The organism is Polaromonas hydrogenivorans, assembly GCF_040105105.1.
Lineage (GTDB): Bacteria > Pseudomonadota > Gammaproteobacteria > Burkholderiales > Burkholderiaceae_C > Polaromonas > Polaromonas hydrogenivorans.
The window spans coordinates 1,963,127-1,983,089 of the sequence record NZ_CP157675.1 but is presented as its reverse complement, the minus strand read 5'-3'; the positions used below and the strand labels follow the sequence as shown (position 1 = coordinate 1,983,089).

Genomic DNA, 19,963 nt, shown 5'->3' with positions numbered 1-19,963 from the left:
CGCTTACAGCCCCAGCTGCGTCAAAACGCCCTGCCCGGCGGCGCGTCCGCTGGCAAAGCAGGCGGTCAGCAAATAGCCGCCGGTGGGCGCTTCCCAGTCGAGCATTTCACCGGCACAGAACACGGGTGGATGGATAGCTGCCGGCGTGGTGATGCGCAGGCTGGCATCGAGCGCTTCAAACTTCACGCCGCCCGCGCTGCTGATGGCTTCGTCAATCGGCCGGGCAACCAGCACCCGAACCGGCAGCGCCTTGATGCCGGCGGCGAGCTTCACCGGATCGGCGATGGCTTCCTTGCCCAGCACTTCGTACAGCATCGCGGCCTTGATGCCGTCCAGATTCAAACGGCTTTTGAGGTGGCTTGACAGCGAGCGCGAGCCGCGCGGATGGCGCACCTCGACCAGCACTTGCTCGGGCGTCTTGTCGGGCAGCAGATCGAGCAGGAAAGTGGCGCTGCCGTTCGCGGCAATCTCGTCGCGCAGCAGCGAAGAAGCTGCATAAATCAGGCTGCCTTCCACGCCGGTCGCCGTGGCGACGAACTCGCCCTTGCGGCTGAAGCTGCGGCCCTGCGAATCGGTGAAGTGAATGGCCACCGACTTGAAGGGCTGGCCGGCGAACCGGCTGGAAAAATGCTCGGTCCAGCCCGGCTGGGGCGCCGGACTCTGGCCGATCAGCTCTTTTAAAAATTCGCGCCGGGTTTCACCATGCCCGGCAGCCTCGGCGGCAGGCCCGGCCACCACGTCAAAGCCGCAGTTCGAAGGCTGCAGCGGCGCCACGGGCACGCCGCGTTCAGCCAGCAAAGGCACCCAGGCGCCGTCCGAGCCCAGGCGCGCCCAGCTGCCGCCGCCCAGCGCCAGCACCACGGCGTCAGCCTCTGCCAGCACTTCGCCGGCCGGTGTTGAGAACTTCAGCGCACCGCCCTCGGCCCAGCCCAGCCAGCGATGGCGCATGGAAAACTGCACCCCCGACTGGCGCAGCCGGTGCAGCCAGGCGCGCAGCAGCGGCGCGGCCTTCATGTCCTTGGGAAACACCAGCCCCGAACTGCCGACAAAGGTTTCGATGCCCAGCGCTTCGGCCCAGGCGCGCAGCTCGGCCGGTCCAAAGGCGGCGATCAGCGGCTGCAGCGGCTCGCCATGCGCGCCGTAGCGCCGCATCAGCACCTCGGGCGGCTCGGAGTGCGTCAGGTTCAGCCCGCCCCGACCGGCCAGCAAGAACTTGCGGCCGACCGAGGGCATGGCGTCGTACAGTTGCACGGAAACGGCCGGGCCGGCGCCGGCCAGCACTTCAGCCGCCATCAGGCCGGCAGGGCCGCCGCCGATGATGGCCACGCGCAGCGGTTGAGGAAGAGAGCTTGAGTTGTTCACAGGAAAATCCGTCTGCACAGGGTGCAACTTGAGGCCAAAAAGGGTTGACGCCAGCGCTGGAGAGTTCTGACGCGCCCGATACGCTCTGTTTTTGATAGCTTATTGCGCCCGTCCAGCATGGGCTACGGCGCAAAAATGCTTGAAATCTGCCTCATGGGCAAGCCAGCGAAGGCTTGAGGGGCAAGCAGTGATTATTGCAGTTCGCCCCGTGCGCCAGCCCCGTGCAAGGCGACACGGCGGCAAGCGTTCAGACGCAGCGCCCAAAACAGTGCCAGCGGCGCCCGTCGCAAGCCTGCCGCCACACGCCGAAGGGCAACACGTCAGGGCGTCCCGGCGGCGGGCCGGGCGGCAAACACTTCCTTGGCCGCAAACAGTCCGTTGAGCGCCGCCGGAAAGCCCGCATAAACCGCCATTTGCATGATGACTTCAACGACTTCGTCCCTGGAAACGCCCACATTGAGAGCGCCTTCGATATGCACTTTCAGCTGGGGCGCGGCATTGCCCAGCGCGGTCAGCGCGGCCACCACGGCGATCTCGCGCGAACGCAGATCAAGGCCGGGGCGGGAGTAAATATCGCCAAACGGGAATTCGATCAGGTAGCGGGCAAAGTCGGGGGCAATATCGCGCAGGCTGTTGATGACGTTTTCTCCGGCCTGGCCGTCGATCTGCTGCAGTTTGGCGAGTCCTTGTTCATAGCGGCTGGGTGACATGGGTTTTTCCTTTACGACGTGGAGGTGTCTTGCAAAAAGGAATGCTCGACCTGCCGGTAATGCCCTATCTTGGCCTGCAATACCTGCGCTGACTGCTGCAGCGCCTGCACCTGGGCCAGCACTTGGGCGAGGTGGTTTTCGAGCATTTCCCGGCGCGCGCCGGCCGTGGCATTCCCTTCGCTTCGAAGCCTGGCGAATTCCTGCATCCTGTGAATCGGCATGCCGGTGGCGCGCAGGCGCAACAGGAATTCCAGCCAGTCCATGTCCGACGCCGCATAGCGCCGCTGGCCACCGCCCGCGCGGGCCACCGGCGCAATCAGGCCGATGCGTTCGTAGTAGCGAAGCGTGTAGGCCGTCAAGCCGGTTCGCTTTGCAACCTCGGTAATGGTCAGGCAGGATTCCATGGACAAGGACTTTAAAAGTTAGAGCGCGCTCCAGGTCAAGCGAAATATTGCTTTTTTCATGCCTCGCCGCACGCCCCGGCCTGCGGCGAGCCACAGACGCCCCGGCTCAGTTCCTGGCGTTAAGCTCGATCAGCACTTCGCCGGCCTGCGGGTGGTCGTAGCTGGGCAGCATGACATGCACGTTGCCGGTGACGGCGTCGGTGTCCTTGACCCAGTGGCGCTTGTCGGCGCTGACCCAGTTCTTGTACAGATACATATCCTGCTTGAGCCTGACCTGCAGTTCCTTGCTGTCGGTCTTTTCAAACAAGGTGCCCTGCACTTTGGCGATGGCCGTGACCGGCTCGCTGGCCGGCAGATAGACGATGTAGTCGCCCTGCGCCGGCTTGGGCTGGCCGAGCTTGATGACCGGCAAGGCGTCCAGGACGCTGGCTTGCGGCAGGCTGCCGGTGCTGCGCTGCAGGCCCGAGCAGGCGCTCAGGCCGGCGGCGAACAGCAGCGTCAGGGCGATGGAGGCAAAGGTACGCGATGCGAAATTGAATAGCATGGAAAAACTCCGTGATGACGAGGGGATGAAATCCTCACGCAAGGCGAGGACTGGAAAGCAGTCCGGCGCGGTGATCAGGCGCGGCGCACTGGGTCAGGTTGAACAGTTTTTGCAAATGCGCCAGGTAGGCGGCAAAGGCGGCGCGGCCGGTGGCGGTCAGCGCGTAGGTGGTCTGCAGCCGCGCGCCGCCACCCCGGCGCTCTTGCGCCAGGTAGTCGGCGGCGAGCAGCTTTTTCAGGTGCGCGTCGAGGTTGCCGTCGGTGCATTGCAGCACGCGCTTGAGTTCGCTGAAGGTGGCCTCGCCCCGGCCCACCAGGTAGGCGGCGATCTGCGTGCGCAGGGGCTGGTGCAGCAGCGGGTCCAGCGCCTCGACGAATTCGGACGCGGGCGCGGCGTCAGCGGCATCCGGGGCGGCTTCGGGGTTGACGGGGTCGTTCATCGCGGCATGCCTCCGAGTTCGATGCGGGCGCGGCTGTGCAGCGCCAGGCCGCCGGGCTGGCTGAGGTCGGGCGTGAAGTCCAGCTCGGTGATGCGCAGCCAGCCGGCCGAGTCCTGCCAGTCCTGGCCGCCCAGGCGGATATGGTGGCTGGGCTTGCCGTCGATCAGCAGCACGTCCATGTCCTGCGTGAAGGTGTAGCTCAGGCGCGCGCTGGTGGAGACGGACCGCAGCACGCCGCCGTCGATGTCCAGCTTCAGCTCGACGGGCGTGCCGGCCGCGACATGCAGCGCCACGTAGCGCGGCCAGCGCGCCGGGTCGTCGCCCAGCTGCAAGAGGGCTTTTTGCGAATACAGCGGGATGTCGGGCGGCAGGGCCAGCGACTGGCTCCACTGCACGGCGGCCATGGCCGGCAGCACGCTGGCGGCCAGCAGGCCCGCCACGCATGCCATGGAGCGGCGCAGGTTTGGCAGGGGCGCAACGCCCCGGTGCAGCAGCCAGCCCAGCAGCGGCATGGCAATGCCCGACGTGCTGACAACCAGCGGACGGTGCCACGCCAGCGGCAGGCCGCTCATCAGCACCAGCAGCGCCATCAGGAAGACCGCAGCGCCGGCCCACTCCACGAGTTCCTGCGAAAACAGCCCGTGCAGGAACAGCCCCAGCCCGACCAGCGCCAGCCACACCATATAGACCTGGTAGGCACCGCCGAAAAAGAAGGTGCTGCCGGTGTAGAGCACGCCTGCGGTGAGCAGCAGCATCCAGACCTTGCTGATCTGCACCTGGACAAACGGCAGGGTTTCGTCGGCCTGCGTGGCGGCGGCCTGCACGGCGCGCCAGTCGAGCCAGGCGGTCAGGCCGATGCCCGCGCCCAGCCACAGCATGGCCACGGCCGCCTGCAGGGCCGGCTGTCCCTGCAAGGCGGTCAGGCGCAGCAGCGGGTCGGTGGAGCCGGCCAGCAAGGCAAACGCCAGGCCCCAGCGCACCAGCGAGCCGGGGCGCATCTGGATCGGCCGGTGCCCGGCCACAAGCAGGCTCTGCAATGCCGCCAGATGCGGCTGCGCGCCCGAAGGAAACATGGTCATGGACAGGACTCCCGATTTTTACCGTCAACTCTGCAATTCAGAGTACGGAAAAAATTATAACTCTGCAATGCAGAGTTTGTGGGTGTTTTTTACCGATTCATGGCTTGAAAATCTTGAATGCCCAGCTTGCAGGCGCGACAGGCAGGCCACCGGAACCGGGCCGGCGCCTGCCTGGAAACCGGCGCTCAGGCCAGTTCCACCACCGTGCCCTGCCCGGTCAGGAAGGCGGCCTTCACGGTCGCTCGCGGATAGATGCGCTGCACGGCGGCGCGGTAGATGCGCATCTTGGTGATCAGCGCGGGCTGCAGTTCGGGCTCGGGGGCCGACTTGTAGTCGAGCACCCACCACTGGCCCTCAAAGCCGGCGTCCTTGCGCCGCACCAGGCGGTCCAGTCGCAGGGGCAGGCCCTGGTACACCAGATCGATTTCGTCGCCGTGCCAGGCGACGGCCTCGTCGCTCCAGGCCCAGGCGCCCTCGCCTTTCAAAATGCATTGCGCCAGCGCACAGGCCTGGGCCGCCTGCGCCGGGTTGAGGCGGAACTCGCGCGCCACCGCGCCCACATGTTCGGCCGACGAGCGCCCGCCCCACTCCAGCAGGCGGTGCATGGCCTTGCCGACGCGGGCATTGGCCGGGTCTTCCTGCACCGACCCTTCGGCGGCCGGCTCAAGAGCGGGCTGCTCGAAGGCGGGAAGTTCAGGCAGGTAAAAAACCTCGGCGGCCGGGGCGGGGAAGCCAGCTGCGCCTTCCTGGCCAGCACCGTCGGCCCTCTCCCGGAGGGAGAGGGAGTCAGGCGGGGCCGGGGCATCCAGGGGCGGCAGCAGCCCCTGCAGGCGCTGCCACCAGCTGTCGATGGTCGTGCGGTGCGGCTCGATGGAGGAAATCGCCAGCGTGTGCCTTGCCCGCGTCATGGCGACATACAGGGCGTTGAGTTCCTCGCGCTTGCGGGCAGCCTGCTCGGCGGCCAGCGCCTCCTGCGCGCAGGCCGGCGGTTTGGCTTCGCTGACCAGAAAGACAAACTTGCGCGGCTCGGTGGCTTCGCCGGGCCAGTCCACCAGCACGCCCATGCTGTCGGCGTTGCGCTCGACCGTGTCGGTGTCCAGCAGCAGCACGGCCTCGGCCTCCAGGCCCTTGGCACCGTGGATCGTCAGCAGGCGCACGGCCGCATCGTTGACCGCCACCGGCGCCAGCAGGCCACCGGCCTTGAGCGCCCGGATCAGCCCGTAAGGCGTGGCATAGCGCCCGCCATCGCGCCCCAGCGCCACGCCCAGCAACGCGCGCAGGTTGCCCAGCACCGCCGGGCGCTGGGCGGCAGGCGCGGCGGCGGCAAAGCGCGCCAGCACATCGCCATCGTCATAGATCTTTTGCAGGGCGTCATGCGGCGGCAGGCTGTCCAGCCAGCCCTTCCATCGAGCAAAAACGGGCACCAGCGCATGCAGCTCGGGCGCCAGCAGCTCTGTTTTTTGTAGCAGCTCAGACCAGGGCAGCTTCAACTCCTTTTGCAGCAGCGCCAGTTGCACCAGGCTGGCGTCAGGCAGGCCGAACAGCGGTGAGCGCAGCGCCCGGGCCAGCGACAAATCGTGCTGCGGCGACACCAGCACGTCGAGCAGCGCCACCACATCCAAGACCTCGCAGCAGTCGATCAGGTCGGTTTTCTCGCCGATCTGGGCCGCAATGTGCAGCGCGCGCAACGCTTCCTGCAGCGGCAGCAAGCCAGCCCGCTTGCGCGACAGGACCATCACGTCCGACGGCTTGAGGCCGGCGGCCAGCTGCCGCGAGATCCAGCCGGCGGCCTGGCGCGCCTCCAGGGTGCGCAGGGTTTCCTCGGGCAACTCGCGCGGCGTGCTCAGGCTGTCGCGCCAGCCCGCCTCCGGCGACGTGTCCGCGTCGGCTCCGCCCCGCTGCCGGGAAATCGCCGGCAGGCAGCCGGTTGCGCCGGCTTTCGCCGAATCGGTGGTGTGCTCCCGAAAACCGTCGTAGCCGTCCACCGTGCGCGCATGGCCCATGACGGCGTTCACCGTGTCGATGACGGCCAGCGCGTTGCGGCGCGTGTGGTCGCAGCTGAGCAAATCGCCGCCCAGCCCCTCGACCACAAAGGCCTGCGCGGCGCGAAACACCTGCGGCTCTGCGCGGCGGAAGCGGTAAATGCTCTGCTTGGGGTCGCCGACCAAAAACACGCTGGGCGCCGCGCCCGCGCCGCCGTAGCCGCTCAGCCAGGCCGACAGCGCCTGCCACTGCAGCGGGTTGGTGTCCTGGAACTCGTCGATCATCAGGTGCTTGATGCGCGCGTCCAGCCGCTCCTGCACCCAGCCGGCCAGCACCGGGTCGCCGAGCATGACCAGCGCGGCCCGCTCGACATCGTTCATATCGACCCAGCCGTGTTCGCGCTTGAGCTGGTTGTACTGCGCCAGCAGCAGGCGGCTCAGGCGGGCCATGCGCTGCTGGTGGGCCCAGGCTTCGTGCTGCAAACGCGCCGTGCACAGCGCCTGCAATTCGGGCTCGGCCTCTTGCGCGGCGCTGAATTTGACGAGGTTTTGCGTCAGCCGGTCTTCGCCCGCCACGAAAAACGCCTTGCGCAGCAGGTCGCAGCGCAACGAAAGATCAGTGGCTTGAAAGGCGTCGATCACGGCGGCAGCCGCCTTTTGCGGCGTCTTGTTTTTCTCGGCGCCCAGTTGGCGCGCGCGCTCCAGCCAGGTTTGCCGGGCCATCGGCGTGGCCAGCGCCTGCTCCGGGAAGTCCAGCGCGGCGAATTCAGGGAAAAGCGCCTCGAACGGCTGCACCGACGCATCGACCACGCCTTTTTCGTCAGCCAGCACAAACTCGGTGCGTTTGTCCAGCGCGGACTGCAGGGCCTTGTCGGTCTGGAAGCGGCCGTGGCCCAGCACCAGCGCCTCGAAGTCGGCCTTCAGTGGCTCGTCCTTGGCAAGCGCCGCATAAAAGCGGCGCCACACCAGCGCCCGCGCCGGGGCGTCGTCTTCGAGCAACTGGTAATTCACCGGCATGCCGAGCCGGTGCAGCACGGCCACGGGCGCGCTGCGCAGCAAGGCGGCGAACCAGCTGTGAAACGTGCGTATCTGCACAGCCCGCCCGCTGGCCAGCATGGAGCGGTATAGATTTGACAGCTGCCGGCGCATGTCCGCATTGGACTGCAGGCCTTTTTGGCTTGAAACGCCGCGCATGGCGAGTTCCTGGCGCAGGGTCTCGTCGTCGGCATGGGTGAATTTTTGCAGCCACTCGTCAAGCCGCTCGCGCATTTCGCCGGCGGCCTTCTTGGTGAAGGTGATGGCCAGGATTTCATGCGGCCGCACCGGCTCGCGCGGCGTGCCGTCGGCGTGGTCCGGGGCGTTGGCGCCATCGAGCAGCGCCCGCACGATGCGCGACACCAGCATCCAGGTCTTGCCCGCGCCGGCGCAGGCCTCGATGGCCACGCTGCGGCGCGGATCGCAGGCGATGGCGTAGAAAGCGTCGGCGCAAACGGGCTGGCCGTTGCATTCGTAGGCGGCGGTCATGGTTCACTCCAGAAGTCTTTTCGGCACAGGCCACGGGCCGCGCAGTAGTCGCAGGCCTTGCCTTCACCGAGTGCCGGTAGCGGCGCGCCCTCGGCAATGCGGGCCATGTCGCTCAGGATGCCGTCGATCAGGGCATCGCGCAGGGCGACGATGTCGGGCTGTTCGTAGCTGCGGGTCGGCTCTTTTTCACCCAGGTTCACATAGGCGGCGCCCAGCGTGTCGTCGGCCACCAGGGCGGCGTAAAACGCCAGCTGCGAGTCTTCCAGGCCATTTTTGATGCGCTCGGCGGTGGTGGTGCGCGGCTCGGTCTTGTAGTCGATCAGCAGCAGCTCGCCGCCCGGCAGCCGGTCCATGCGGTCGATCTTGCCGATCAGCGTCAGCTCGCTGCCCAGCGGCATGTCCAGCCACTGCTCGGCCATGTCGAAGCGCGCACCCGTGGCCTCGTGTCCGGCCAGCCAGGCCAGGTAGCCGTCGCGCACCGGAGTCCAGGCGGCGGCAAACGGCAGGAACTCGCTGTGGCTCAGGCCAAGCTCCTTGGCGGCTTGTTCCGCCGCTATATTAATCATAGCTACTCGTGCAGGCAGGTCGTGCGCAGGAGCCTCTTTTAAGGCTTCATGGAAGCGGCAGAGCAGGTTGTGCAGCCAGTTGCCGAAATCACGCTTGCCCAGTTCGCTTTCCAGCTCGTCGGATTCGTGCAGGCCGAGCTGGCGCAGCGCAAAAAAACGGTAGGGGCAAGCGCGCAAATCGCCGTAGCTGCTGGCCGACAGCCGCCTGACCGGCAAGGCTTCGCCCGTGGGCAGCGGGCGCGGCGTCGGGCAGGCAGGCACGGCGCGCAAGCTGCGCGGGTCGCCGGCCCGGTCCGCCGCCAGGCTGCGGCTGAGCAGCAGTTCCTGCACAAACCCACTGGGCATCAGGTGCTCGCCGGCTTCGCTGGTGCGCCACAGCAGGTCCACATGGGGCAGTTGCAGGGTGTAGTCCCACGCCTGCCGGGCCACGCGGGCCAGCGCTTCGCGTGACGGCAAGCCGAGCAGTTCGCGCTGGCTGGGCGTCCACTGGCCGGGCGGCTCGGGCGACACCGGCAGTCGGATTTCGTCGCAGCCGGGCAGCACCACGGCCTGCATAGACCGGCCCAGCAACTGCGCCAGCGGCAGGATCACCACCTGCTCGGCCGCCGGGTGCTCGGGCGAAAAAGTTTGCGCTTCCAGCGCCTGGTTGACCCAGCTGGTGAACTCCCTGAGCTTCATGACCGGCGCGTCTTCGAACTCGATGTCGGCGCCCTCATGCAAACGCAGCACATCGAGCACCCGCTGGCCGGCCTCGTCGCTGGCCAGCAGTTCCCACTGCCCGGCCGACTGCAGCGCGGCGCGCAGGTCGCGCAGCCAGATGGACAGCGGGCGCGGGCGGCTCAAGCCATCGCGCAGCTGGTTGACCTGCCGCGCCAAAGGCTGGGCGACGGCCAGCGTGTCCAGCGGCGCAGCCGGCAGGTCGCGCCAGGCGCGCACGCCGAACTTGCGCACCTCGGTTTCGGCCGCCGTGACGGTGCCGGCGACAAAGGCCGGGGCATTTTTCAGCCAGTCGAGCACGGCGTCGGTGGACACGTCCCAAGGCAAGGCGCGCAGCAGGCCCATCAGGCTGGCCGCCGCGCGCGAGGTGGACAGCTTCCAGCCGGTTTCATCGCGCATGGCGATGCCGCGCCGGGCCAGCATGGCGGCCACCCGGCGGGTCAGCTGGCGGTCCTGCGCGATCAGCGCGACCGGGCTGCGCCCCTGCGCCAGGTGGGCCAGCACGCAGGCGGCGGCGCGCGCGGCCTCGTCCTCGTCGTCCAGCGCGGCATGCAGCGAGGGCTGTGGCGCGCCGCTCCGGTCCGGCTCGTCCTCGGGAAGGCACAGTGCAATCGACAGCGCACGCTCGCCAAAATGAAGCTTCAGCGCCTCGTTCACCGGCTCGACCTGAAAGCCCTCGACCACCACGAACAGCGCCGGCTCGGCCTGGAACAGACGGTCCGACGCATAGCCAGAAGCCGCGACCCAGGCCAGCGCGATGCGCCCGACGGCCGCCTCCAGCGCCAGCACCGGCGAATCCAGGCCCACGCCCAGCGCCTCGGCGACCGACTCGCTCCAGGCCTGGCGTTCAGCGGGCAGCACGCTGGCGGCCACGCGGGCGAGGCTCCAGGCGGCCTCGACCAGCCGGCCGGCCAGCGCATCCTGCTGCGCGGCCAGCCCGGCCTGACCCAGCAGCGACGCGGCCGTCAGCATGTCCACCGACACATCCATGCGCAGATCGACCCCCGACGGCGTGAACATGCCCAGCGTACCGCCCAAGCCGGTGGCCCAGTTCATGGTGGTTTCAAAGCGCGGAACAAAAAAGGTGCCGCCGGCGTTGTCGGCCCAGGTCTGGCGCGCCTGCTGGATCAGCTGGGCATACGGCAGCAGCACGACCACCTCGGCAGGATGGATGCCGCGCGAAGCAATGATTTCGGCCAGCCGCTGCATGGCCTGGTGCCAGCAGCGGGCAGCCACGGAGACTGCCGTATCGGCAGGCTGGGGGGAAGAAGAAAGGGGCATGGAAGAAAAAAGAGTTTTTTGCGATGGACAAAACGGCTGGCATGCAGGCCCAAGAGATTGGCTATCGGCAGGATAGCTGCGGCGCAGGCGTCTGGAGCCCTTGGTTTCTGCCACAATGACCGCAACTTTTGCACTCACCTCTATCGTAACCAGACCCCAAGGAGCCGTCATGGCCAATGAACTGATCAAACATACCACCGATGCCACCTTTGACGCCGACGTGCTGAAATCATCCACCCCCGTGCTGGTCGATTACTGGGCCGAGTGGTGCGGCCCGTGCAAGATGATTGCCCCGATTCTTGACGAAGTGGCCACGGGCTATGAAGGCAAGCTGCAAATCGCCAAGATGAATGTCGATGAAAACCGCGAAATCCCCGCCAAGTTCGGCATTCGCGGCATTCCCACGCTGATGCTGTTCAAGGACGGCAGCTGGCAGCCACCAAGGTCGGTGCACTGAGCAAGTCGCAGTTGACCGCATTCATCGACCAGCAACTGGCCTGACCGATTTTTTCAGCCGGAAAATCCCTGAAGGGTTTTCCGGCTTTTTTTGTTTTCCTTTTCGGCCCTCCACCTTGGCGCCCCCCTCGTAAGCCCTAGCCTTACCACCTGAATTTCCTGTCATAATGCTTCGTATTCACCCGTCGGCTGCTGCCGGCTGGTTCGAGTTCCCGGTTTGTCAGCCCTTCTTTTCAGAAGCAGCTTCTTTTCAAGCCTCCCCCCGTTTTCCTAAATCAACTCCGCGAGGAGTCATCCCATGCACTTAAACGAACTCAAGGCGCTGCACGTGTCTGAAGTCCTCAAGCAGGCCGAAGCCCTTGAGATCGAAAACGTCGGCCGTATGCGCAAGCAGGAGCTGATGTTCGCCATCATTAAAAAACGCTCCAAAACGGGCGAAACCATCGTCGCCGATGGCGTGCTGGAAGTGCTGCCCGACGGTTTTGGTTTTCTGCGCGCACCCGATTCGAGCTATACCGCCAGCACCGACGATATCTACATCAGCCCCAGCCAGATCCGCCGCTTTAACCTGCATACCGGCGACATGATCGAAGGCGAAGTGCGCACGCCGAAAGATGGCGAGCGCTACTTTGCGCTGAACAAGCTCGACAAGATCAATGACGGCGCGCCCGAGGACAACAAGCACAAGGTCATGTTCGAGAACCTGACGCCGCTGTTCCCGCGCGAGCAGTTCAAGCTGGAACGCGACATCAAGGCCGAGGAAAACCTGACCAGCCGGATCATCGACATCATCGCGCCCATCGGCAAGGGCCAGCGCGCCCTCTTGGTGGCGCCGCCCAAGTCCGGCAAGACGGTGATGATGCAGAACATCGCGCACGCCATCGTCGCCAACTATCCCGAAGTGGTCATGATGGTGCTGCTGGTCGATGAACGCCCGGAAGAAGTGACCGAAATGCAGCGCAGCGTGCGCGCCGAGGTGATTTCATCGACCTTCGACGAGCCTGCCGCGCGCCATGTGCATGTGGCCGAAATGGTCATCGAGCGCGCCAAGCGCCTGGTCGAACTCGGCAAGGACGTGGTGATTTTGCTCGACTCCATCACCCGGCTGGCACGCGCTTATAACAATGTATTGCCCTCGTCGGGCAAGGTGCTGAGCGGCGGCGTCGATGCCAACGCACTGCAGCGCCCCAAGCGCTTTTTCGGCGCGGCCCGCAAGATCGAGGAAGGCGGCAGCCTGACCATCATCGGCACCGCGCTGATCGATACCGGCAGCCGCATGGACGAAGTGATCTTCGAGGAATTCAAGGGCACCGGCAACTGCGAAATCCATCTGGACCGCCGCCTGTACGAAAAGCGCGTGTTCCCGGCCATCAACCTCAACCGCAGCGGCACCCGCAAGGAAGAGCTGCTGCTGGCGCCCGAAATCCTGCAGAAATCGCGGATTTTGCGTCAGTTCATGTACAACATGGACGAGATCGAATCGATGGAACTCATGCTGAAAAACATGAAGGCGACCAAGAACAACCACGAGTTCTTCGACATGATGCGCCGCGGCGGCTAAGAAACGGCCGCCGCGCAGGGCCGCCCCAAGCAAGGCCAGCCCCCTCGGGGGGCAGCGCAGTACGCGAAACGACAAGCGTGGGGGCTTGTTTCTCATGCGATAATCGCGGGCTTCATGGAAAGTGCCTGGAACGGTTCCGGGTGGCTACCAAAACAATGAAAAAGGAAAGAGAATCATGAAAGAAGGCATTCACCCCAACTACCGCGAAGTTTGTTTTATGGACTTGTCCAACAACTTCAAGTTCGTGACCCGCTCGTGCGTGAACACCAAAGAAATGGTGAAGATGGAAGATGGCCGCGAACTGCCGCTGTACAAGCTCGACACGTCCAGCGAATCGCATCCGTTCTACACCGGCACGCAAAAATCCGTGGACAACATGGGTGGCCGCGTTGAGCGCTTCCGCAACCGCTTCGGCAAAACCGCCGCCAAAGAAGCAGCGCCTGAAGCTGCACCGGTCGCCGCTGAATAAGCTGCAAAGCTTTTCGCCCGTCGGCAAAAAAGCAGCCTGAGTTTCAGGCTGCTTTTTTTTCGGCAAGATTTGCGACGCCTTGGGCGTTGCGCGTCATTTTTTTCCATCGTCAAGCCGTTTTGAACAAACCATCTCCCGCCATCATTGCCCAGTCCGCCGTCCGACGCCTGCCGCGCTGGGCGCTGCTGCTGTTTTGCATGGCCTATATCGTGCCCGGTTTCCTGGGTCGCGGTCCCTGGAAAAACGAGGACATCGCGGCCTTTGGCGTGATGCGCGAACTCACCTCCGATGCAGCCAACTGGCTGCAACCGCAATTGCTTGGCCAGGTGACCGGGTTTGACGCGCTGGCTCCGTACTGGCTGGGCGCCATCGCCATCAAGGTTCTGCCTTTTCTTGATCCGGCCCTGGCCGTGCGCATTCCTTTCATGCTGCTGCTGACGCTGACGCTGCTGGCCACCTGGTATGGCGTGTATTACCTGGCCCGAAGCCCGCAAGCCCAGCCCGTCGCCTTTGCCTTTGGCGGCGAAGCGAACTCGGTGGACTATGCACGGGCCATCGCCGATGCGGGCGTGCTGGCGCTGATTGCCAGTTTGGGGCTGGCGCAGTTTTCGCACGAAACCACGCCCGCCCTGGCGCAACTGGGCTTTACCGCGTTGGCGTTTTATGCCATGGCCTCCAGCCCCTACCGCCGCGCGACCCAGATTATTGGCCCGGCGCTGGGCTTGCTGATCGGCCTGGCAGGCCTGGCGCTGAGTGGCGCGCCAACGCTGGCCTTGCTGCTTGGCGTGGGCGGCACGCTGGTGGAGTGGATGCACAGGCGCTGGGGGAATTCGGCAAAAAGCGCCAATGCAGCCAGCAAGCGGCACTCCTGGCACTGGGTGCTGCTGATCGCCGGCATCACGCTGGCCGTTTCGCTGCTGAGTTCCGGATTGGACCTGTGGCGCTGGCGAATTCAATTGCCCGGCACGGACGGCGAGCCCGCCTGGAATGACTTGAAAAGCCTGGGACGCTTGCTGCTGTGGTTTACCTGGCCTGCCTGGCCACTGGCCTTATGGACCCTGTGGGGCTGGCGCAGGCAACTGGCCAGCCGCCATGTGGCGCTGCCGCTGTGGTTTGCCGGCATGGCGGTGGTCTCGACGCTCACCACGACGGCTTCCGACCGGAGCCTGCTGCTGAGCCTGCCGCCGCTGGCCGCCCTGGCTGCCTTTGCGCTGCCCACGCTCAAGCGCAGCGTGGCGTCGCTGATTGACTGGTTCACGCTGCTGTTTTTCACCGGCTGCGCGATCATCATCTGGGTCATCTGGATTGCCATGCAGACCGGCGTCCCACGGCAACCCGCCGCCAATGTCGCCAAGCTGGCGCCGGGGTTCGAGCCCAGTTTTTCACTGATTGCCTTTGCGACAGCGGTGGTCGCCACGCTGGCCTGGGCCTGGCTGGTGCGGTGGCGCACGGGTGCGCACCGCGCAGCCATCTGGAAATCGCTGGTGCTGCCTGCGGGTGGCGCCACGCTTTGCTGGCTGCTGCTGATGACGCTCTGGATGCCCTTGCTGGACTACGCGCGCAGCCTGGGGCCGCTGTCGCGCCAGGTGGCCAGCCTGGTGGATAAAAAAAGCTGTGTCGAAATCTACGGCGTCGGCAGCGCCCAGGCGGCGGCCCTGCAGTACCACGGCCAGCTCGAACTGCGCCAGGCAAGCCCGCAGGCCAGCTGTCCCTACCTGGTGGTCGATGTCGCGGCCCAGCCAAGCCTGAGCGCAGCGGTGAACCTGCCCGACTGGGCGTTCCAGGCCACGGTGCGAAAACCCACCGACAAAACTGAAAACATGCTGGTGTACAAGCGCGTCAGCCTCAACCGCCCGGCCAGTCCGGCGACTGCCCCGCCGCGTCCATGAGCGAGATCAGGCTGGTCAGCCGCCATGCAGCCACCATCCTGGTCGGCCAGCTGGCCGTGATGGCCTTCGGCGTTGCCGACACCGTGATTGCCGGACGCTACAGCGATGCGGCACTGGCGGCGCTGTCGGTGGGCTCGGCGCTGTACATCAGCGTGTATGTCGGGCTGATCGGCATCGTGCAGGCGCTGCTCCCGATCTGGGCCGAAATGCTGGGCGCACGCCAGCATGAAGCGGTCGGGCGCTCGCTGCGGCAAAGCCTGTATTTGTGCGGCTTCATCAGCATCGCGGGCATGGCCGCCCTGCTGTTTCCGGGCGTGCTCCTTCGCTGGGCGCAGGTGCCCGCCCTGATGCAGGACGAAGTGCAGCGCTACCTCGCCGTGCTGGCCTTTGCCTTTGCCCCTTCCCTGCTGTTCCGGCTTTACGCTACCTTCAACCAGTCCCTGGGCAAGCCGCGCCTGGTGACCTGGCTGCAGATTGCCGCGCTGGGGCTCAAGATCCCCTTGTCGATCTGGCTGGTGGCCGGCGGCGGCGGCATCGATGCCATGGGCGCCGTGGGCTGCGCCTGGGCCACGCTGGCGGTCAACTACCTCCTGCTGCTGCTGGCCGTGGTCATGCTGCGAACCCAGGGTATTTACCAGCCATACGCCATCTGGCGGCAGATGGAGCGGCCCGACTGGCCGCAACTGCGCAGCTTCGCCCGGCTCGGCATTCCCGGCGGGCTGGCCTACCTGGTTGAAGTTACATCCTTCACGCTGATGGCGCTGTTCATCGCCCGGCTGGGAACCATCGCTTCGGCCAGCCACCAGATTGCCGCCAGCGTGGCGGCCGTGCTGTACATGATGCCGCTGTCGATGGCGGTGGCCTGCAGCGCCCGGGTGTCGTTCTGGCTGGGCGCGGGCCGGCCGGACCATGCCAAACGCGTGGTTTTTATGGGTTTGAAGCTCACTATGCTTATTGCGCTTGCTCTGGCAGCTATTGTTTCCATAGCATGTCAGTTGCTGGCGGGCTGGTATTCGGCAAGTCCCGAAGTGGTTGCGCTGGCCTCGACCCTGCTGGTGTGGGTGGCCTTCTACCACGTGGCCGATGCGATGCAGGCGCTGTGCGCGTTCTTGCTGCGCTGCTACCGCATCACGATGGCGCCGCTGGCGCTGTACGGCATGCTGCTCTGGGGGCTGGGCCTGTTTGGCGGCTACCAGCTGGCTTATGTCGGCCTTGCCGGGCACGCCGCCACGCAAGCGGCCAGCAGCTTCTGGGCCGCCAGCACGCTGGCCATCGCTCTGGTGGCCGCTTGCCTGCTGGGCTTGCTGCTGTACGCCGTGCGGCGCAGTAGCCCGCCTGCCCCGGCAGACAGCACTCAGGCTGCCTGAACCGGCTGGCGTACCCGGGCAGCGGGAAAGATGATGGAAAAGCACGAGCCCTGCCCCACCTGGCTTTCAATCCGCAGTTCTGCCCCGTGGCGCTGGGCCACATGCTTGACGATCGCCAGCCCCAGACCGGTGCCGCCGGTCTCGCGCGAACGGCTGCGGTCCACCCGGTAAAAGCGCTCGGTCAGCCGGGGCAGGTGCTCGGGCGCAATGCCCGGTCCTGAATCCCTGACGCGGAACTCGCCGCGCCCATCGGCCAGCAGCGCCCAGCTGACGCGAATCAGCCCGGCCTCGGGCGTGTAGCGCACTGCATTGGTGACCAGATTGGACAGAGCGCTGCAGATCTCCCGCTGGATGCCGGCTATTTCACAGGCCGGGCCGGGCTCGAACACCAGTTGATGGCCCTGCGGCGCAATCACGCCGGAAAGCGCCCGGGCTTCCTGTTCGCACTGCGCAAACAGAATTTTGGTCGCGCTCCACTCCTGGGCGCCGGGCAGCGGACTGCCTTCCAGGCGCGACAGCGTCAGCAAATCATCCACCAGCGTCTGCATGCGCTGCGACTGCTGGGCCATCAGGCAGAGGTAACGGTCGCGCTCGGGCTTCTTCAAGGGAAAGGTTTGCAGGGTTTCGATGAAGCCCGACACCACGGTCAGGGGCGTGCGGATTTCGTGCGACACATTGGCCACGAAATCGCGCCGCATGGCTTCGGCCTGCTCCAGCGCGGTGATGTCGCGCGAGAGCAGGAGTTTTTTGCCCTTGCCATAACAATGCACATGCACCGACAGCTTGACGGGGCGCGCCTGGGTGCTGAAATTGCCCGGAATCACCACCTCCTGCGAAAAATTGGCCGTCGCCATGTAGGCATTGAAGGCCGGGTCACGCACCAGGTTGGCAATGTGCTGCTGGATGTCGCGCCTGGCATCAAAACCGAAATGCTGCGCCGCCATCTGGTTGCACCACTCGATGCGGCCCGCGTCGTCCAGCAGCACCACGCCGTTGGGCGAAGCCTGCAGGGCGGACAGGAATTCATCCAGGCGCGCCTGGCTTTCGCTGTACTGCTGGTGGCGGTTTTTCAGCAGCCGGCGCACGCGGTCGGCGGCCTCGCCCCAGACACCGGGCAGGCGGGGTTGCGCGCCCGCCATCAGGATCGGCGTTTCGTTGCTCTGCTCCGACCGCAGCCAGTTGAGAAGCCGCCTGGCGTAAAAACTGTCCATGAGCTGCCAGCCGGCAGCGCCCAGCAGCAGCCCCCAGGCCAGGCCTTCCCGTGAACCGGCCCACCAGCCCACGGCGCCGCCGACCACCGCACAGCAGGAAAAAGCGATCCAGCGCCGGATCATGACCCCGCAGATGCCGCGGCGGCAGGAGGTTTTGCAACCACGCCGGTCAGCCGGTAGCCGGCCCCACGAACGGTTTCCACCATGGCGCCGGCCGCGCCCAGCGCCTCGCGCAGGCGCTTGACATGCACATCAACCGTGCGCTCTTCAATGAACACATGGTCGCCCCAGACCTTGTCGAGCAGGCTGCTGCGGCTGTGCACCCTTTCCGGATGCTTCATCAGGTAGTGCAGCAGCTTGAACTCGGTCGGCCCCAGCTTGAGGTCCTGGCCCTGCCAGGCAATGCGGTGGGTGGCGGCATCGAGCACCAGCGCGCCCACGGTCACGCTGTCGCCCTGCGACTCGGGCGCGCGGCGGCGCAGCACGGCGCGGATGCGCGCCAGCAGCTCCTGCGTGGAAAAAGGCTTGGTGATGTAGTCGTCGGCGCCGGCGTCCAGCCCGGCCACCTTGTCGGGCTCGTCGCCGCGCGCGGTCAGCATCAGGATCGGAATGCTTCGGGTCCGCTCCTGCTTGCGCCAGTGGCGTGCCAGGCTCAGGCCGCTCTGGCCCGGTAGCATCCAGTCGAGCAAAATCACGTCGGGCAGCATCGCGTCCAGTTCGCGCTGGGCCGCCACGCTGTCGTAGGCCAGCACCGGAATGAAGCCGCCGTGCTTCAGGTTGACCTGAATCAGTTCGGCAATGGCCGGTTCATCCTCAACAATCAATACACGCGGCAGATGTTTCATTGCTTGACGGCAGACTCGATCTGGTCCATCGGGCTGTGCCGGACATCGGCACCCTTGACGATGTAGATGATGAACTCGGCAATGTTCTTGGCATGGTCGCCCACGCGCTCGATGGCCTTGGCGATGAACAGCAGGTCCAGGCTGGCCGAGATGGTGCGCGGGTCTTCCATCATGTAGGTGATCAGCTTGCGCACGAAGCCATCGAATTCAGCGTCGATCTGGTCGTCTTCCTTGAGGATGGACACCGCCGCCGCCGTGTCCAGCCGGGCAAAGGCGTCGAGCGCCTTGCGCAGCAGGCCCGAGGCCAGGTCGGCAGCCACCCGCAGATCGGTCGATGGCAGCGTGCGCGATGCACCGCTGTCGATGATGGACTTGACCATGCGGGCGATTTTCGCCGCCTCATCGCCCGCCCGCTCCAGGTTGGCGGTGGTTTTTGAAATCGCGATCAGCAGGCGCAGGTCGCGCGCCGTGGGCTGGCGCCGCGCGATGATGGACGACAGTTCGCGGTCAATCTCCAACTCCATGCCGTTGACGCGAAGCTCGGTTTCGATGACCTGGTTGGCGCTTTCGGCGCTGAACTGCGACAGCGCATAAATCGCCAGCCGCAGCTGGGATTCGACCAGTCCGCCGAGTTCCATCACGCGGGACGATACCCCGTTGAGTTCACTGTCGAACTGGGTGGACAGGTGTTTGTCAGCCATGGTGTTGCTCCTTGCTTGCTTATTTACTTCTTGATTATTTGCTTCTTGCTCAGCCGAAACGGCCGGTGATGTAGTCTTCGGTTTCCTTGCGCTTGGGCTTGAAGAATATTTCTTCAGTAGCGCCGAACTCCACCAGATCGCCCAAATACATGTAGGCCGTGTAGTCGCTGCAGCGCGCGGCCTGCTGCATGTTGTGCGTCACGATGACCACGGTGTAGTCGTCTTTCAGCTCGGCAATCAGCTCCTCGACCTTGGCGGTCGAAATCGGGTCCAGCGCCGAGCAGGGCTCGTCGAGCAGCAGCACTTCGGGCTTGATGGCGATGCCCCGGGCAATGCACAGCCGCTGCTGCTGGCCGCCCGACAGGCTGGAGCCGCTCTGGTTGAGCTTGTCCTTGACCTCGGTCCACAAAGCGGCCTTGCGCAAGGCCCATTCGACCCGCTCGTCCATGTCGGAAGCATTGAGGTTTTCAAACAGCTTCACGCCGAATGCAATGTTGTCGTAAATCGACATCGGGAACGGTGTCGGTTTCTGGAACACCATGCCGACCTTGGCCCGAAGCAGCGCCACATCCTCTTTGGAGGTGAGCAGGTTGGTGCCGTCCAGCATCACTTCGCCTTGCGCCCGCTGCTCGGGGTACAACTCGTACATGCGGTTGAAAATCCGCAGCAGGGTCGATTTTCCGCAGCCCGAAGGGCCGATGAAAGCCGTCACCTTGTTCTCGGGAATTTCAAGGTTGATGTTCTTGAGGGCATGGAATTTGCCGTAGTAAAAATTCAGGTTGTTGACTGAAATTTTAGATTTTTCACGGGTTGCGGTCTGGGTATCCATCATTCACCTTGTCTTTTAGGTAGCCGG

General features: G+C 65.3%; 16 protein-coding genes and 1 pseudogene. 5 read left to right on the top strand and 12 right to left on the bottom strand.

Annotated features, from left to right (window positions below):
* Positions 1–3: 3 nt before the first annotated feature.
* From ABLV49_RS09495 to ABLV49_RS09460, 8 genes are all read right to left on the bottom strand, one after another.
* Entirely contained in the window at positions 4–1,293 is a 1,290-nt protein-coding gene (locus ABLV49_RS09495) for a TIGR03862 family flavoprotein (protein WP_349281673.1), read from the bottom strand.
* 389 nt (positions 1,294–1,682) lie between these two features.
* Positions 1,683–2,072: a carboxymuconolactone decarboxylase family protein gene (locus ABLV49_RS09490; protein WP_349281336.1), complete on the bottom strand. Its 390-nt coding sequence runs from the start codon at positions 2,070–2,072 to the stop codon at positions 1,683–1,685.
* An 11-nt stretch (positions 2,073–2,083) separates the two neighbouring features.
* Positions 2,084–2,476 carry a MerR family transcriptional regulator gene (locus ABLV49_RS09485; RefSeq protein ID WP_349281335.1) on the bottom strand — a complete coding sequence of 131 codons (393 nt, stop codon included), beginning with the start codon at positions 2,474–2,476 and terminating at the stop codon, positions 2,084–2,086.
* A 106-nt stretch (positions 2,477–2,582) separates the two neighbouring features.
* Positions 2,583–3,020: a hypothetical protein gene (locus tag ABLV49_RS09480; protein ID WP_349281334.1), complete on the bottom strand. Its 438-nt coding sequence runs from the start codon at positions 3,018–3,020 to the stop codon at positions 2,583–2,585.
* A gap of 34 nt (positions 3,021–3,054) precedes the next feature.
* Positions 3,055–3,459 (bottom strand): transcriptional regulator, encoded by a 405-nt coding sequence (locus ABLV49_RS09475; RefSeq protein WP_349281333.1) that lies wholly within the window; start codon positions 3,457–3,459, stop codon positions 3,055–3,057.
* Positions 3,456–4,538 carry a hypothetical protein gene (locus ABLV49_RS09470; RefSeq protein WP_349281332.1) on the bottom strand — a complete coding sequence of 361 codons (1,083 nt, stop codon included), beginning with the start codon at positions 4,536–4,538 and terminating at the stop codon, positions 3,456–3,458. The genes ABLV49_RS09475 and ABLV49_RS09470 overlap by 4 nt, the downstream gene beginning before the upstream one ends.
* Positions 4,539–4,723: 185 nt before the next feature.
* On the bottom strand, positions 4,724–8,044 hold the full coding sequence (locus ABLV49_RS09465) for a UvrD-helicase domain-containing protein (protein ID WP_349281331.1): 3,321 nt from the start codon (positions 8,042–8,044) through the stop codon (positions 4,724–4,726).
* Positions 8,041–10,608, bottom strand: a complete 2,568-nt coding sequence (locus ABLV49_RS09460; protein WP_349281330.1) for a PD-(D/E)XK nuclease family protein — start codon at positions 10,606–10,608, stop codon at positions 8,041–8,043. Before ABLV49_RS09460 ends, ABLV49_RS09465 begins: the two co-directional genes overlap by 4 nt.
* Before the next feature lie 169 nt (positions 10,609–10,777).
* Between ABLV49_RS09460 and trxA the strand changes: the two are divergent.
* The 5 genes and pseudogenes from trxA (at position 10,778) to ABLV49_RS09435 (ending at position 16,350) form a co-directional block, all read left to right on the top strand.
* A pseudogene (gene trxA / locus ABLV49_RS09455) lies at positions 10,778–11,109 on the top strand (thioredoxin TrxA).
* 253 nt (positions 11,110–11,362) lie between these two features.
* Positions 11,363–12,625, top strand: a complete 1,263-nt coding sequence (rho, locus tag ABLV49_RS09450; RefSeq protein WP_011801582.1) for a transcription termination factor Rho — start codon at positions 11,363–11,365, stop codon at positions 12,623–12,625.
* Positions 12,626–12,800: 175 nt separating this feature from the next.
* A complete protein-coding gene (locus tag ABLV49_RS09445; RefSeq protein ID WP_011801583.1) occupies positions 12,801–13,094 on the top strand; it encodes a type B 50S ribosomal protein L31 in 294 nt (97 codons plus the stop codon).
* Positions 13,095–13,213: 119 nt separating this feature from the next.
* The gene (locus tag ABLV49_RS09440) at positions 13,214–14,983 is read left to right on the top strand and encodes a hypothetical protein (RefSeq protein ID WP_349281329.1); all 1,770 of its coding nucleotides are present in this window, start codon (positions 13,214–13,216) and stop codon (positions 14,981–14,983) included.
* Positions 14,980–16,350, top strand: coding sequence for an MATE family efflux transporter (locus tag ABLV49_RS09435; RefSeq protein ID WP_349281328.1), 1,371 nt, complete (start codon positions 14,980–14,982; stop codon positions 16,348–16,350). The genes ABLV49_RS09440 and ABLV49_RS09435 overlap by 4 nt, the downstream gene beginning before the upstream one ends.
* Here the strand turns inward: ABLV49_RS09435 and phoR are convergent.
* The 4 genes from phoR to pstB are packed head-to-tail and all read right to left on the bottom strand — an operon-like array spanning position 16,338 to position 19,936.
* Positions 16,338–17,684 (bottom strand): phosphate regulon sensor histidine kinase PhoR, encoded by a 1,347-nt coding sequence (gene phoR, locus ABLV49_RS09430; RefSeq protein ID WP_349281327.1) that lies wholly within the window; start codon positions 17,682–17,684, stop codon positions 16,338–16,340. The two genes, ABLV49_RS09435 and phoR, sit on opposite strands and share 13 nt — an antisense overlap.
* Positions 17,681–18,406 carry a phosphate regulon transcriptional regulator PhoB gene (gene phoB / locus ABLV49_RS09425; RefSeq protein WP_349281326.1) on the bottom strand — a complete coding sequence of 242 codons (726 nt, stop codon included), beginning with the start codon at positions 18,404–18,406 and terminating at the stop codon, positions 17,681–17,683. Before phoB ends, phoR begins: the two co-directional genes overlap by 4 nt.
* Positions 18,403–19,107: a phosphate signaling complex protein PhoU gene (gene phoU / locus ABLV49_RS09420; RefSeq protein WP_011801588.1), complete on the bottom strand. Its 705-nt coding sequence runs from the start codon at positions 19,105–19,107 to the stop codon at positions 18,403–18,405. The genes phoB and phoU overlap by 4 nt, the downstream gene beginning before the upstream one ends.
* 49 nt (positions 19,108–19,156) lie before the next feature.
* Positions 19,157–19,936: a phosphate ABC transporter ATP-binding protein PstB gene (gene pstB / locus ABLV49_RS09415; protein ID WP_349281325.1), complete on the bottom strand. Its 780-nt coding sequence runs from the start codon at positions 19,934–19,936 to the stop codon at positions 19,157–19,159.
* Positions 19,937–19,963 lie beyond the last annotated feature (27 nt).